The following is a 14,422-nucleotide window of genomic DNA, read 5'->3' as shown; positions in this document are numbered from 1 at the left end:
TAACTCACCATCCTGGGCAGGCGTTTTTCATGTGCTCAAAGGTGATTTCACTTTTGTCGAAGTAGTATGCCCTGTCTGACCACAGATAACCCAGCGCATCTATCTGGGCGCGTACGTAATCACAGGCATAATTTTCAGCGTCGTCATTAACCCTAACAGTTCCATCGGCCTCCATCTCGATGGAGACGTTTGAAGGCATGTATTCGTGTATCGTCTTTAGGATGTCAACGAAAAGAGAGTATGTGTAAGGTATCCCTCCATTAATAAGTATATTGTCCATGTTCATAAAGTAGTAGCCAGGTTGAATGAAAACATCGTTGAAATAGTTCGCTATGTTGGGAACGTCCGTTTCATAAGTTACTGCCTCTAAAATATCTTGCTCCGAGGAGAAGTCTCTGCTCACAAAGAGACTCCTCAAGCTCGGTATCCAGATAAACTGGTAATCCACTCCATATTCTCTCTTGTTTTCCATTATCCTGCCCCAGATGGTTTCTATCGTGTACCTGCTCAGCTTTCCAGCCTGAATGTACCTTATGTTCTCAAGCGACCAGTAGAAGCCCCTCAGCCGTGAGCTCCCCCTGCTGGCGGCACCATCGATCCAGCCAAGCCAGTAGTCCAGGGGACGTGCCTTTTTACCACCTTCGGGAGGGACGTAGAAATAAGGTATCTCAACGATGTAGTTTCTGTTATGCAACCACTGGTTCTCTATCATGTCTATTAACTCCCCAGCATCGTTGTAGCCATCATCGTAACCTGGTCCGGAGTACTTGGCAGTTTTTCCTTCAGTCCCGTTGTAGCCTCCATCAGTGACAACTATGTAGTCAAACTTCTGGTCGTTCCAGTCGCTTATCCTCACGTACTCTGACCTATCCCACCTATAATACCACAGTCCCCAAGTCGTCATTTAAATCACCTACCAAATTATCATTGAAAACTTCTATCAGTTGTATATAAGCTTTTCTGTCAAAAAGTATCTCCGGACACGTATGTTTTACAGATTCCCGCCAGGAACAAACATACAAAAGAGCATCAAAAAGTTCTTACAGGAATCAACGTTCAAAAGGGATTTAAAAATAAAGAACCAATCAAAAAGCTCAGCTCATCTCCAGCATCCTCTCTATCGCCCTTCTTGCCCTCTCGGCTATCTCCTCAGGTACCGTAACCTCGTACTTCATGTCCCTGAGCGACTCGTAGATGTGGTTGAGCGTTATCGCCTTCATGCCGATGCAGATGGCGTCTTCTTTAGCCGGGTGGAACTTGATGTCCGGATAGAGCTTCTGAAGGCGGTAAACCATCTCCCTCTCCGTGAAGACCACCCACTCGTCGTGCTCGGGGGCGCGCCTTATCATTCCGCCCGTGGAGACTATGATGTCGGCCCTCTCCTGTACCTCTGGCTCGCATTCCGGGTGAACCATCAGCTTGGCGTTGGGGTAGAGCTTTCTCGCGCGCTCGACATCCTCAAGGGTGAACTGCCTGTGCACGTAGCAGTGGCCGTACTCAGGAACGGGGATGACCTTCTTGCCGGTCATCTTTGCCACATAGCTCGCGAGGTTCTTGTCCGGGCCGAAGATTATGACGTCCGAGTCGAGCTTCTCGACTATTTTGAGGGCGTTGGCAGAGGTAACCGTAACGTCGGCGTAGGCCTTGGTCTCGGCGGTGGTGTTTACGTAGAGAACCACCGGCGCGTCCGGATACTGCTCCTTGGCCTTGAGGATGTGCTCGACTTTGAGCATGTTGGCCATCGCGCAGGTTGCCCTCCTCGTTGGCAACAGAACGGTCTTCTCTGGATTGAGAATTTTGGCAGTTTCAGCCATAAAGTCGACGCCCGCAAAAACTATGACGTCCGCATCAACGTTAACAGCTTTCCTCGCGAGCTCGAGGCTGTCGCCGAGGAAGTCAGCTATGTCCTGAATCTCGGGCAACTGATAGTTGTGGGCCATGATTATAGCGTTTCTCTCCTCTTTGAGGCGTTCAATCTCCCTAACGAGCTCCTCCATTTTCATGCTCTCACCTAGAGAATGCTATGCCCAGAGGTATAAAAGCTTGTTCTAAAGCACAACGGCGATGTAAAGAAGCCCGAGCAGGAAGAGGACCAGAGCGGGAACCAGCAGCCTCAAATAGACCCTCCGGAGCTCGGCCCCGTAGTACTCGGCCGAGAAAACGAAGCAGAGATGGACGGGACTGAAGAGCATCCCCATATAGCCGCTTAGATAGGCAAGGGCGACCCTGTCAAAGCTCGTGAAGAAGGGGAGCAACAGCGGAAAGGTCATGCCGACGTAGGCGAAGCTTATGCCCGTCATCAGGCCGACAACGAAGGGCGTCACCATGAGGACAAGGATTACCGGGAGGTTCATGGCCAGCATGGCCTTTGGGAGGGCCTCCACGGCCCCCGTAACCTCAAGGACGTATTTGAAGTACATGACCGAAACGAGGAGGAAGACTATCTTGGGCTGGAGGGCATGAGCAATGACCTCTTTCAGGCTCACCCTCTTCAGGTTGGGAATGAGAGCCGAGAGGAAGCCGAGAAAAGCACCGTAGACCATGTCGATGCCCAGAACGATTGAAACGAGTATGATAACCAGTATAGGGTATGTGCTCTTCAGGAGGAGCTTTAGGCCGGTTCTGAAGTCGCCCTCGCCACTCCCGTCATCCGGAAGGGGCCGAATCAGCATCAGGTAGCCGATGATAGCCATAAGAACCGTCAGGGGGAACATCTTGGTGCTTATCTCCCTTATGGAAATCCCGACGATGGCGGAGGCGATTACTATGGCCTGGTACATCGGCCAGGAGTGCTCCCATATGTGCCTGAACCAGTAGTTGACCAGTGTCTTATCCTCTGGCTTCAGCTCAAGCCTGTCCGCGACGGGGTCTATCATGGGGGCCGAAACGAGGGCGCCAGCGGGCATGGGCATAAGACCTATAAGCGCCGGGAGCATTGCCAGTGAGTACTTGGCCTTAGGGAAGAGATTGCCCGCGGCGGCCTCCATATCCTTCAGATAGCCGATCTGTGAGAACACCGAGGTCATCCCCATGATGAAGGCGATGATAAGTACGAGCCTGATGGTCTCCCAGGAGGCGGCAGAGTGGTAGAGGGCCATAACCGCATCGGAGGGACTCATGCCGAACAGAAAGGCCAGAACAAGTGAGCCGACGAATATCGAGACACCAATGTTGATTTTAAGCCAGATGAGGGCGATGATGACTGCGAATGAGGCTATGAGGTAGAGGAGCTCCACCCGTTTCACCGGGTATGATAATGATTCGATGAGAATTTAAATGTTTGGGCTCAGAGCCTGCACCTCCCGTCGAAGAAGCTCGGCCTCTCAAACTCCTTCCTCATGACGGGAAAGTCCTCGCGGTAGTGGCTCCCCCTGCTCTCCTCCCTTGCCAAAGCACACTCAAGAACACCCCTCGCGAGCAGCTTAAGCCTCGCATCAGCATCGATCTCGTTAAGCTTTTCCAGGCCAGCCCCCAGGCCCTCGGCAGTCCTCACTATACCAGCGTGCTCCCACAGTATTTCCCTGAGGGCTTCAACGTCCCCGAGGGAGTCGAAGGTGTAGGGAACCTCTGGAACCTCGCCAAGCCTCGGCCTATCTCTCGCTATGGTTCTGGCAACTTCAAGTCCGCTCACGATGCACTCAAGCAGGGAGTTGCTCGCCAGCCTGTTCGCCCCGTGGAAGCCGTTGCTCATAGCCTCGCCTATCGCATAGAGGTTCTTAATGCCCGTACGATACCACAGGTCGACCGCTACTCCGCCGATAGTGTAGTGGGCTATTGGAAAGACTGGAATAAGATCCTTGGAGGGGTCTATGCCCTCCTTGATGAGGAAGGCGTATATCTGGGGGAACTTACGTTTGAAGTCCTCTATGCCAGTTGCATCGAGATAGACCCTCTTTCCAGCCTGCATCTGGTGGTATATGGCCCTCGCCACAATGTCCCTCGTGGAAAGCTCGTTCACGAAGCGCTCGCCGTCATCCGTCACGAGCCTGGCCCCGGCCCCCCTGACGGCTTCGCTCACGAGCTTGACGCCCTCCTTCCCGATGAAGCCGGTGGGATGGAACTGGACGAACTCCAGGTCCCTTGCGGGAGCACCTTTTATGACGGCATCGCCTATCAGTGTCCCGAGGTTGAGGGGCGAGCCGGCGGTGTACTTGAACAGCGAAGCGAAGCCGCCCGTGGCCAGAATGGTAGCGTCGAACTTCATCAGCTCCCCATCGAGAAAGACGCCGTAGGCTATACCATCTCTAACGGCGAGCTCTTCGGCAAGGCCTTCGACGAAGTTCACCCCATGCTCTCTTGCGGCCATGTGGAGGAGCTTTATCAGGTGCTTTCCTGTCTCGTTCCTTATCGTGAAGACCCTGTGGAAGGAGTGTCCCCCCTCCGTCTCGTTGGCCTCGAACTCAAGGCCGAGCGAGGTTAGAAAATCGTAAGCCTCAGAGGATTTTGTCACGACGTTCCAGACGACCTCTTCGTCGTTAAGGTACTTGCCCGCCTTAACCGTGTCGAGGAAGTGAGCCCTAGATGAATCTCCCTCAAGAATCGAGAAGGCTATCCCAGCCTGAGCAAGGTAGGAGTTGGTGTTTTTGAACCCCTCACCTATGACCGTGACGTCAAAACCTCTCTTCGCCAGGGCTATGGCGGCCGTTAAACCAGCTGCGCCGTCGCCGACGATTCCAATCTTGGTCATGCTCTCCCCCAATGGGGCTCAAAAAGGGGGTTTATAACGGTTTTTGGAATCAAGCATAGAAGAACAAAGGAAGAAAAGCTCACTTCCCGACTGGATAGTTTGGAGCCTCGTTGGTGATGAAGATGTCGTGCGGATGGCTCTCCTTAACGCCAGCCTGGGTTATTATCACGAACTCGCCCCTCTCTTTGAGCTCCTCGATGTTCCTCGCCCCGACGTAGCCCATTCCCGAGCGCAGGCCACCGACGAGCTGGTAGAGAACATCGCTCACGCTTCCCTTGTAGGGGACGACCCCCTCGACTCCTTCGGGGACGAACTTGCGCGTCTTCATGTGGCCCTTCTGGTAGTACCTCTCAGCCCCGCCCTTCATCATGGCTCCAAGCGATCCCATGCCACGGTACTGCTTGTATTTCCTGCCGTTTATGACGACCTCCTTTCCAGGGGCCTCCTTGGTTCCAGCCAAGAGCGAACCGAGCATAACAGCGTCGGCTCCAGCGGCTATTGCCTTGACGATGTCTCCAGAGTAGCGTATGCCTCCGTCGGCGATGACGTGAATACCGTACTCCTGGGCCCTGTCAGCCACCATGGCTATGGCGGTAATCTGCGGAACGCCGACGCCAGCGACAACGCGCGTGGTGCATATGCTTCCTGGCCCTATCCCGACCTTGACGGCATCGGCGAAGGTTAGGTCATCGACGGCCTTCGGGTTGGCGGTGTTTCCGACGATTAAATCGGCATCAACGGCGTTCCTTATCTCCTTCATAGCCTTTATCGCCTTGAGGTTGTGGGCATGAGCCGTGTCGATGACTATAACATCAACCCCGGCCTCGTCAAGGGCCTTGGCCCTCTTTAAGTCGAATGGGCCAACCGCGGCGGCAACCAGCAGGTCACCGTTTTCATCTCTTACCGCGTTCCTGTACTTCTTCCTCATCATGAGGTCGCTCACTGTGATTATTCCGACCAGCTTACCGTCCCCATCGACCACGGGGAGGCGGGCAATCCTGTTCTCGACCATAAGGTTGAGGGCCTCCTCGACGTCGATGTCCTCCGGAACCGTTATGACGTCCCTGGTCATTACCTCCCTCACGAGCCTGCCTTCCTTCGCAGCTATGTCCTTCTTGGTGATGATTCCGATGATCCTCCCATCCTCCCCGACCACCGGAAGGCCGTCAATGTCGTTCCTCTCCATCAGGAAGAGCGCGTAATCCAAGGTCTCCTCGGGTCCAATCGTTATGACGTCCTCGACGATGAAGCGCTCGGCGCGCTTGACCTTTTTTACCATCTCGACCTGCTCCTCGATGCTCATGTTCCTGTGGATCACTCCAAGGCCGCCCTCCCTAGCCATCGCTACCGCCATCTCCCACTCGGTGACGGTGTCCATAGCCGCGCTGAGAATCGGGATGTTGAGCCTAATCCTCGGCGTTATCTGTGTCGAGACGTCAACGTCCTTCGGCTCGACCTCGGTTGCCTGCGGAACCAGAAGAACGTCGTCGAAGGTGTAGCCCTTAATTGCATTGACAAGTTTTTGTTCAAATTTCCCCATAATTCGCGAACCTCCCCCTCCTTTTTAACATGAACCTGGCAGGAGTTTTTAAGGGTTTCCACATCGGGGATCGAACTCGGCCGCGGTTTCAATGTACAGCTTCGAACCGGTGGCTTCACATTTAATAACTTTACAAACGTAAACTTTATAAGCAAATGTGTACGTTTGGGCACGGTGATTGAAGTGAGAAAGCTCGCGATAATCCTCTCCTACGCGGCACCGATACTGCTCACGCTCGGCGTCATCGTCCTGATGATGTGACAAAGAGAGCAGGAATAAATGGCAGTCCGTCCGAAATTTATGCCCTTTTTCCCAACATTTTGTCATCACATCAAGACTTCCGCCGAAAAGCCAAAATACTTCCAAACATCCTTCCCTTTGGTGATTCCACGATGAGGGGGGAGTACCAAACCCATCGCTAAGGAAAGGATTTTGAAGGTGAGGAGCTTTAGTTTTGAGGAGATTTTGGGTGAAATACTGAAGGAAGGCCTTTTCTGGGCGGCTCTCGGAAGGCCGTCGGAAGTGATGCCGTTTCTGAGGGGCAAGCTTTTGAACAACGGGTACAGTGAAAGCACCAAGAGGGAGCTCGCGGATCTACTCAGGGAGCTGGAGATATTCTACAACCGCGTCGCCTGCTGCGGCAGGATAGAAGAGCGGCACATGAAAGCGCTAAAATCCTTCCAAAGAGACATCATCGCAGTGATTTCCTTTGAGAAGGCTTAGCTTTTTAACCCCCTTTCTCTACTCTTCTTGGGATGATGAGGGAAGTTTCGTCCGAGCGGTGAGGAAACTCGCATGGGCTGACCACCCCTCAAATTTTAGCGGTGTTGGGCATGAACCTTCTGAGATTCATCAACCACCTCAGGGAGCTCGTGGAGCTTGAGAGGGAAGCAGAGATAGATGCCATGCGTGAGGAGATGCGCAGGCTCAGCGGGAGGGAGAGGGAAAAGGCTGGACGGGCGATTCTCGGGCTGAACGGGAAGATAATAGGTGAGGAGTTCGGCTACAAGCTGGTCAAATACGGCCGTGAGAGAGAGATAAAGACCGAGATAAGCGTCGGCGATTTGGTCGTGATAAGCAGGAACGACCCGCTCCGGAGCGACCTGGTGGGGACGGTCACCGAAAAGGGAAAGAGGTTTCTTGTGGTTGCCCTGGAGAGCGTTCCCTCTTGGGCGCTGAGAAACGTCAGGATAGACCTCTACGCCAACGACATTACCTTCAGGCGCCAGCTGGAGAACCTCGAAAAGCTGGGCAAGAGTGGAAAAAGGGCCCTAGAGTTTCTCCTCGGACTTGGAGAGCCGGAAGAAAGCAGGTCCCTCAAGTTCGAGCCTTTTGACAGGAACCTAAACGAGAGTCAGAGGAAGGCAGTAAGCCTGGCTCTCGGAAGCGGCGATTTCTTCCTCATTCACGGCCCCTTCGGGACTGGAAAGACAAGAACCCTCGTCGAGCTTATCAGGCAGGAGGTGGAGAGAGGAAACAAGGTCCTCGCCACGGCTGAGAGCAACGTTGCAGTGGACAACCTCGTCGAGAGGCTTTCTGGGGTTGAGCTTGTAAGGCTCGGGCATCCGTCGAGGGTCTCGAAGCACCTCAAGGAGACCACATTGGCATACAAGGTCGAGAACCACCCGCGCTACAGACGCGTGAGGGAGTTCAGGAACAGGGCAGAGAGGCTGGCTATGATGAGGGACGGACTCACCAAGCCGACCCCCCAGTGGAGGCGCGGGCTGACGGATAGGGAAATCCTAAGGCTCGCCGAAAAGGGCATCGGAACACGCGGGATTCCGGCGAGGAAGATAAAGGAGATGGCCGAGTGGATCAGGATAAACCGAAAAGTCCAGCTCCTCTACGACGAGGCAAAGAAGATAGAGGAGGGTATAGTCAGGGAGATAATCGAGAACGCCCAGGTCGTGCTGGCCACCAACTCCTCGGCCGCCCTCGAGTTTTTAGATGGGGTGGAATTCGACGTCGCGGTGATAGATGAGGCCTCCCAGGCAACGATTCCGAGCGTTCTAATTCCGATAAACAGGGCGAAGCGCTTTGTCTTAGCCGGCGACCACAAGCAGCTGCCGCCGACGATTCTGAGCGAAGAGGCAAAGGAGCTGAGCAGGACGCTCTTTGAGGGCCTGATAGAGAGGTATCCAGCCAAGGCCCAGATGCTCGAAGTCCAGTACAGGATGAACGAGAGGCTCATGGAGTTTCCGAGCAGGGAGTTCTACGGCGGAAGGATAAGGGCCGATGAGAGCGTGAGGAACATAACGCTGGCCGATTTGAAGGTGAGAAGGCCAGGGTTTGGGGAGCCCTGGGACTCGATTTTAGACCCAAGTGAACCGCTCGTTTTTGTGGACACATCCAAACACCCGGAGAAGTGGGAGAGGCAGAGGAAGGGATCCCAGTCGAGAGAGAACAGGCTCGAATCGGCGCTGGTTAAGAAAATCGTTGAGAGGCTCATGGGGATGGGCGTTAGGCCCGAATGGATTGGGGTCATAACGCCCTACGACGACCAGCGGGACTTAATAAGCTCGCTTTTGTCAGAAGAAGTCGAGGTCAAAACAGTTGATGGCTACCAGGGCCGGGAAAAGGAAGTTATCATCCTCTCATTCGTCCGCTCGAATAAAAAGGGCGAGCTAGGCTTCCTAACTGATTTGAGAAGATTAAACGTCTCGCTGACGAGGGCGAAGAGGAAGCTGGTAGTGGTTGGGGATTCCGAGACTTTAAGCGTTCACCCAACTTACAAAAGGTTCATCGAGTTTGTGAGGGGAAATGGGATCTTCATCCCGATTTGAGGATATCTTTTTAAGGCAATACCCCCGAAACATGTTTCGGGGGTTGGCATGCATTGGTTCTCTCCACGTCCAAGGGAAAACGTGAGTGAGTTATTTGGAAGAGATATCGAGGTAAACAGGTTGATCAGAGCACTTGAGTCCAACAGCTGGGTCGCGGTTCTTGGACCGAGGATGGCAGGAAAGACCAGCCTGGCCGTAGCGTCATCCAAGGAGTTTGCCAGAATGCATGGTTATTCTACAGTGTATATCGATTTGAGAAACTCAACAACACTAAGGGAAGCCACGGAGAGAATACTTCGCAATCTGCCTCAGGGAGTGATTAAAAGACTCAGAAGCTACCTTGCTTCTGTCCAGGTTGGAGGTGTTGGAATCAGATTAAAACCTAAGGCTTCTGCATCGGGAGCGCTTGAGGAAGCCCTCAGGAATCTAAGAAAAACCGTCCTTATTTTGGATGAGGTTCAGAAAGTTAGAGAAGGACTGCCCCAGTTCCTCAGTGCTCTGTCCGTTGCATTCAATGAGAACCCAGAGCTTTTAGTTGTCTTTTCAGGTTCATACGCAGGGCTTGTAAGGAAGCTTTTTTCCCAAACGTACTCTGACGGGCTGTACGCAAGACAGCCCCTTGAGATAACGTTGAATCCATGGAAACGAAGCGTTGCTGAGGAGTTTCTCAAAAGAGGACTCGCAGAATGCAGGGTTGGGATAACTGAAAACGAGCTTGAAGACGTTCTGTGGGAACTTGGAACGCTACCCGGCTGGTTGAGTGCCTATGGCCTACGGCGGTGTCTTGGAGATGACCATGTGAAGGCCCTCAACAGGGTTAGCGAAAGTGCCGTGATGGAGGCCAAACGCGAGCTTGAAAATCTATTGGATGGAAGGTCCTCCAACGCCCCAAGGGTTATAAAGCTCCTGGCATATGGAGCGACGTGGAGTGAGCTTGAAAAAACGGGTATTTCAAAGAGGGCACTCCATGTGCTCCTAGATTCCCTGATAAACGACCTCTACGTCGTCTCAAAATCCCGGATTGGAAACAGAACCGTGTACCAGTTTACCGAGCCTTCCTATCGGAAAGCCGCCCAGTTAATTGAACTGAGGTGATGCCATGTTCCTATTTACCAAGAACTTCGAGCTCCAGAGAGAGAAGGCAATGGCGGGCCTTAAGGAGGCGCTGGAGCAGGGTAAGGTAGATGAGGACATAATCCCGCTCTTGGAGAAGATAAACTCACTCGAGAACTACTTCACAACGTCCTCCTGCTCCGGAAGGATTTCGGTAATGGAGATGCCCGAATTTGGAGACAAGATCAACGCCGTCTGGCTCGGCAAGTGGCACAGGGAAGTCGAGCTCGGGGAAGTCCTTGAAGCCATCAAAAAGCACTCCAGCGGTCAGCTCTGGTTCATGGTGAGGAGCCCCATCCTCCATGTTTCCGCCAGAACTTTGGAGGACGCTGTAAAGCTCCTTAACCTGGCTATAGGCCTCGGGTTCAAGTACTCCAACATAAAGAGCGTCAGCCACAAGAAGCTGGTCGTTGAGATACGCTCCACTGAGAGGATGGACGTTCCCCTCGGGGAGGATGGGGAGCTCTGGGTTGATGAGGAGTACATCGCCAGAATCGTCGAGATGGGCAACGCCCAGGTGAGGCGCTTTAAGGCCAAGCTGAAGAGGCTTGAGGAAAATGTAAATCAGGAGCTAGACCAAGTTTAAATACACCCGCCCCAGCAGAAACAGCAAAAATAATAATCCCAAAAGCTCCGCGGACTTCTTTCTGTGTCTTCCAATCTCCTTGGAGAATTATAACCGGAGGACTCGAGTTTGAGTGAGGATATCCCAGACAACGAGGAGTGCGAATATAGCTAGGGTAAGTAAAACCATCGTGACGATTTTTCTGTCAAACCTACGCGGAAAATAAATCCCCAAGACCCCAAATAGAGCGTTCAAAGCGGAGAGAACCAAGAGCCCTCCGGCATTGCTAACCACACCCCTGAACATGTTCAAAACTTGTTCAGGATAGTTCCTCGTTGTGAAATAAGAGGAAGCGGCCCAAACACCCAGGATTCCGAAAGTGGAGACCAGAGAAGACCTACCAACGAATTCAAACATCCCTTTGGCTTTTTCGTTTTTAAGGAGGTACAACGGAAGGCACAGGAACCATACTATCATTGTGGCAAGAATCGGATAGAATGTCACCAGCACGAAGATTACGCCAATAAACCCCACGATGACCAGAGAAACATCTCGAAGCTCCAGGAGAGCCGTACTGAGGAACCCCCAGAAAACAATGTGGTAGGCAATATACCGCTGCACGTCGTACTTCAGGTACCCCCATTCCCACGGCTCCTCCCAGTGCTCTTCAAGAATCACGTGGAGCCTTTTGATGTCCTTCTTGCTGTACCCGTGTTTCTCAAGAACGCGGGCGAGAAAGAACACCATCGAGGCCACCGTGAGGAGGAGGAAAGCAACCGTACCAAGAGCCCATTCAAGGGTCATGCCACCATGCTCTATCCAGATAAAGCTAAACGGTGCTATGCCGAGCACCACCATGTAAATAATCATTACAAGGACCTTTTTTCCCTTCACAGAGACCACCACGGGCTTATTGAATTAGGAAAAATAAAAACTCTAGGGCAGCAATGCACTAATAGCCGCACAGAATTGAGGGCAGAATATAGGAGTTAAAACAGCTGCACAGCCACTGCGGCATCCAGGAATGAATCCAGGACATATCTTTCCACAAACTCCAGTCTTTATAATGAGTTCACTGCAAGCATAAGAGCAGCCCCCGCTTACAATTGTATTCCATCCCCATCCTGAGTTGCATAGAGCACTACATCCCACTGTACAAAATCCCCCGCCAAGGAGACAAGCTACACCAAGCCATCCCCCACTGGATGCCATAGCACCCAAACATACTATAGTAAAAGCCGAGGTACATGCTAAATCACAGAGGTGAGAGCACGCTGAGTAGTCATCAATAGTTATGGTATATCCCAAATTTGCCTGCAGGTCATACTTTGAAAGGTTGAGCCTCACGAGGTGGGATAAGTGCCTTAACTCGAATGCACTCCTGCCCCAAATCCAGTTAGTCTCGTCACCCCTGCGGAGCTTCATGAGAACCTTATTCAAAGTCCAGTAATACTGAGAGAGCGTCAAATTGTTCGCAGTGAGTATTGTATCCCCAACTGGAACAACCCTCTTCTCGTTGTTTGGAGCAATATTCATTCCTGTGACGAAAGCCTTATACCTACCCGTCTTAGGATCAGTGAGTATTTTAGTAATTAGCGTGAAGTTGTACTGACTCCTTTCAGCCTTGTAAACGAGGGCGTACATCGTGTAGTTGAATGTCTCATTGTACAGGCTAACGCCAAAGAATAGTAACTGCTCATGCTTTTTCGTCAGGTTGTAGAGGGTAACCACGGAAACGTTGAGGTTAGCGGTCAAGTTGGAATTGCAGGAACTTGAGTTGTGACACGCGCAGGAAGAGTTCGTTAAGTTCGCGAAGTCTATTGTTTTGATTCACCCAGGTAATGTTCATCTGAAGCCTGCCCCTGTCGTCGTACCAGGCAACGACCGCTCTACGGAAGGTCACGCTGGCGTTGTTAGTGCTCATGGCCATTGCCTGTGGTGCTGCGATCAACTGCAGGCTCAACACCATAGCCACAAGAAACAAACCAAAGGCTGTTCTCCTCCACTCCATGGCTACTACCTGACCAGTTGGTCACTTGAAATAATGCACGAGATTATATGAACTTTTCTTTTTACTAGTTGGATTAGCTAACGTTTTTTCGTATGATTTTCAACTTACAACGATGGCAAAATGACGAGGGTAAGTCAATAGAAGCAAGAGTAAAAGAGAGGACAGAGGAATACACACGGACAGTAAAAGCTAACTTTTGATCTTTTAGACAGAATTTCAAAGATTTAACCCCAAAAGAAGAGGTTTACGGAAAATCTGCCTTCGCAGAGATATCCATGACATGTTCACACCAACCACTATCATCTCCTGTCCTCCTCAAGGAGTTTTGAGGGGCTTTGGAACTTTGGGAGGGTCTCACTGAATTCCTCAAGTTTTTTAAGGAAGTTTTTAGTGATAACCTTCTCTTTGACGACTATGACAACCATCTCTTTCTCCTTAAGATGGGGCTTTTTGAGCGGCTTAAAGACACCGTTCTCGTAAACTGCCTCTATCTCCTCCATTCTCTCACCGTTTGGGGTTTATTTTTGAACCTTAAAAAGGTCTTGGCGAAGAGGATTTTTGAAACCGGAATGCCCTCACTCTTCAAGCCCCCTGAACCTCCAGAGGAGGAGCGCCCCAAAGACCGCCCAGAAAAGCGAGACCCCGAACGCTTCTCTGCTCCCCCCAGTCATAAGCTGGGATGCGCTCACCGTTGGGAGGAGGTTCATCACTTCGGCGAGCCTCTCCGGGAGGATTTTACTCGGATAATAAACCGGAGGAAAGACGGTTAGGGCGGTAACGGTTAAGCTGGAGAGCCTCATCACTGTGAGCGGTTCCCTCGCCTTGACTCCCATGAGGAAGCCGACTCCAGCGCTCCAGAGCCAGAGCGACGCTATCCCGAAGACAATCCCCGGCACAGCCTTCAGTCCGAGGCGCCATGAGAGGAGGAGCGTTAGGAGCAGGACGTAAGGGATTGCGGGAATGCTCATGCCAGTGGATATCCCGAGGGCCTTTCTCCAGTTCCTTCCTGGGAGGGACATTATGATGTCGTAGAACTTTGAACGGGCCTTCATGCCAACGAGCTCGATGGATAGGTCGGCTATCCCGACACCAACTATGAAGCTTACGACGGCGCCGGCGAGGGCCCTGTCGAGGAACCTCCCCCCGCTTACGATGTAGACGATGAAGATGAAGGAAATAGGCTGAACTGCGAAGCTGAGCAGTGCGAACTTCCCCTTCGTCAGGGCCTTGGCGTAGTACTCAATCAGGGCCATCACCGATACCACCCACCAAGAAGACGTCCTCTATGGTTACCTCCTCCCTTTTGAAGGGCACTCCGAGTTCCTCAAGCCTCTCGATGATTTCCCTCTCCTCCGCTTTGGAGCGCGCGTAGAGGTAGACCTGCCTTCCAGCCCTTCTAATGACGACGCCCTCAAGGGAGACTCCCTCAAAAGCTACAATCTTCGAGATGAAACCGCTCAAATAGTCCTTCGCTATCTCCTCCGGCTTGCCATCCGCAACCACCCTCCCTCCCCTGAGGAGGAGCACTCTATCGCAGACGCTCGATATCTCGTTGAGGTAGTGGCTGGTGAGGATTATTGTGGCTTCCTCAGCCCTCTCACGGAGCATCTCCCAGAGCTTGAGCCTGTTCTGGACGTCAAGGCCAACGGTCGGCTCATCGAGGAAGTAGAGCGGAACCTCCTCCGAGAAAACCATCACCAGGAGGGCCCTTCCCACCATTCCG

At 52.4% G+C, this 14,422-nt stretch carries 15 protein-coding genes; 4 read left to right on the top strand and 11 right to left on the bottom strand.

From position 1 onward, the window contains the following. Positions 1–4 precede the first annotated feature (4 nt). The 5 genes from E3E26_RS03895 to guaB all read right to left on the bottom strand — a co-directional run bounded on the left by E3E26_RS03895 (position 5) and on the right by guaB (position 6,227). The gene (locus E3E26_RS03895; RefSeq protein WP_167899969.1) at positions 5–904 is read right to left on the bottom strand and encodes a hypothetical protein; all 900 of its coding nucleotides are present in this window, start codon (positions 902–904) and stop codon (positions 5–7) included. Between the two features lie 190 nt (positions 905–1,094). Continuing rightward, positions 1,095–2,003, bottom strand: coding sequence for a quinolinate synthase NadA (gene nadA, locus E3E26_RS03890; protein WP_167899968.1), 909 nt, complete (start codon positions 2,001–2,003; stop codon positions 1,095–1,097). 45 nt (positions 2,004–2,048) lie between these two features. Further along, positions 2,049–3,236 carry a TIGR00529 family membrane protein gene (locus E3E26_RS03885; protein WP_167900154.1) on the bottom strand — a complete coding sequence of 396 codons (1,188 nt, stop codon included), beginning with the start codon at positions 3,234–3,236 and terminating at the stop codon, positions 2,049–2,051. Between the two features lie 50 nt (positions 3,237–3,286). Next, on the bottom strand, positions 3,287–4,687 hold the full coding sequence (locus tag E3E26_RS03880; protein WP_167899967.1) for an L-aspartate oxidase: 1,401 nt from the start codon (positions 4,685–4,687) through the stop codon (positions 3,287–3,289). A gap of 79 nt (positions 4,688–4,766) precedes the next feature. Beyond that, positions 4,767–6,227 (bottom strand): IMP dehydrogenase, encoded by a 1,461-nt coding sequence (guaB, locus tag E3E26_RS03875; protein WP_167899966.1) that lies wholly within the window; start codon positions 6,225–6,227, stop codon positions 4,767–4,769. 438 nt (positions 6,228–6,665) lie between these two features. On the opposite strand from guaB, the gene E3E26_RS03870 reads away from it, so the two are divergent. The 4 genes from E3E26_RS03870 to E3E26_RS03855 all read left to right on the top strand — a co-directional run bounded on the left by E3E26_RS03870 (position 6,666) and on the right by E3E26_RS03855 (position 10,709). After that, on the top strand, positions 6,666–6,950 hold the full coding sequence (locus tag E3E26_RS03870) for a hypothetical protein (protein WP_370520081.1): 285 nt from the start codon (positions 6,666–6,668) through the stop codon (positions 6,948–6,950). A 110-nt stretch (positions 6,951–7,060) separates the two neighbouring features. Continuing rightward, positions 7,061–9,010, top strand: a complete 1,950-nt coding sequence (locus E3E26_RS03865; protein WP_167899964.1) for an IGHMBP2 family helicase — start codon at positions 7,061–7,063, stop codon at positions 9,008–9,010. Between the two features lie 81 nt (positions 9,011–9,091). Continuing rightward, a complete protein-coding gene (locus tag E3E26_RS03860) occupies positions 9,092–10,105 on the top strand; it encodes an ATP-binding protein (protein ID WP_370520080.1) in 1,014 nt (337 codons plus the stop codon). A 4-nt stretch (positions 10,106–10,109) separates the two neighbouring features. Then, positions 10,110–10,709 (top strand): hypothetical protein, encoded by a 600-nt coding sequence (locus E3E26_RS03855; protein WP_167899962.1) that lies wholly within the window; start codon positions 10,110–10,112, stop codon positions 10,707–10,709. Positions 10,710–10,796: 87 nt separating this feature from the next. On the opposite strand, the gene E3E26_RS03850 is transcribed toward E3E26_RS03855, so the two are convergent. The 6 genes from E3E26_RS03850 to E3E26_RS11145 form a co-directional block, all read right to left on the bottom strand. Beyond that, on the bottom strand, positions 10,797–11,591 hold the full coding sequence (locus E3E26_RS03850) for a hypothetical protein (RefSeq protein WP_370520079.1): 795 nt from the start codon (positions 11,589–11,591) through the stop codon (positions 10,797–10,799). Between the two features lie 33 nt (positions 11,592–11,624). Further along, positions 11,625–12,419, bottom strand: coding sequence for a hypothetical protein (locus E3E26_RS03845; RefSeq protein WP_240911637.1), 795 nt, complete (start codon positions 12,417–12,419; stop codon positions 11,625–11,627). 13 nt (positions 12,420–12,432) lie between these two features. Further along, positions 12,433–12,699: a hypothetical protein gene (locus tag E3E26_RS11150; RefSeq protein WP_240911636.1), complete on the bottom strand. Its 267-nt coding sequence runs from the start codon at positions 12,697–12,699 to the stop codon at positions 12,433–12,435. A gap of 299 nt (positions 12,700–12,998) precedes the next feature. Continuing rightward, on the bottom strand, positions 12,999–13,199 hold the full coding sequence (locus E3E26_RS03840; RefSeq protein ID WP_167899961.1) for an antitoxin family protein: 201 nt from the start codon (positions 13,197–13,199) through the stop codon (positions 12,999–13,001). Between the two features lie 75 nt (positions 13,200–13,274). Next, on the bottom strand, positions 13,275–13,952 hold the full coding sequence (locus tag E3E26_RS03835) for a multidrug transporter (protein ID WP_206204339.1): 678 nt from the start codon (positions 13,950–13,952) through the stop codon (positions 13,275–13,277). Continuing rightward, complete coding sequence (locus E3E26_RS11145) at positions 13,939–14,415, bottom strand: ABC transporter ATP-binding protein (RefSeq protein WP_240911635.1); 477 nt, start codon at positions 14,413–14,415, stop codon at positions 13,939–13,941. The genes E3E26_RS03835 and E3E26_RS11145 overlap by 14 nt, the downstream gene beginning before the upstream one ends. Positions 14,416–14,422: the final 7 nt, after the last annotated feature.

It is taken from the genome of Thermococcus sp. LS1 (assembly GCF_012027395.1).
Lineage (GTDB): Archaea > Methanobacteriota_B > Thermococci > Thermococcales > Thermococcaceae > Thermococcus.
Note: the sequence above shows the minus strand (reverse complement) of the source record. Positions and strands in the feature narration are given on the sequence as shown.

Coding starts and splice junctions, on each gene's coding strand:
- E3E26_RS03835 (WP_206204339.1), bottom strand. CDS start 13,952: ATGGCCCTGATTGAGTACTACGCCAAGGCCCTGACGAAGGGGAAGTTC.
- E3E26_RS03840 (WP_167899961.1), bottom strand. CDS start 13,199: ATGGAGGAGATAGAGGCAGTTTACGAGAACGGTGTCTTTAAGCCGCTC.
- nadA (WP_167899968.1), bottom strand. CDS start 2,003: ATGAAAATGGAGGAGCTCGTTAGGGAGATTGAACGCCTCAAAGAGGAG.
- guaB (WP_167899966.1), bottom strand. CDS start 6,227: ATGGGGAAATTTGAACAAAAACTTGTCAATGCAATTAAGGGCTACACC.
- E3E26_RS03855 (WP_167899962.1), top strand. CDS start 10,110: ATGTTCCTATTTACCAAGAACTTCGAGCTCCAGAGAGAGAAGGCAATG.
- E3E26_RS11150 (WP_240911636.1), bottom strand. CDS start 12,699: ATGGAGTGGAGGAGAACAGCCTTTGGTTTGTTTCTTGTGGCTATGGTG.
- E3E26_RS03895 (WP_167899969.1), bottom strand. CDS start 904: ATGACGACTTGGGGACTGTGGTATTATAGGTGGGATAGGTCAGAGTAC.
- E3E26_RS03865 (WP_167899964.1), top strand. CDS start 7,061: ATGAACCTTCTGAGATTCATCAACCACCTCAGGGAGCTCGTGGAGCTT.
- E3E26_RS03880 (WP_167899967.1), bottom strand. CDS start 4,687: ATGACCAAGATTGGAATCGTCGGCGACGGCGCAGCTGGTTTAACGGCC.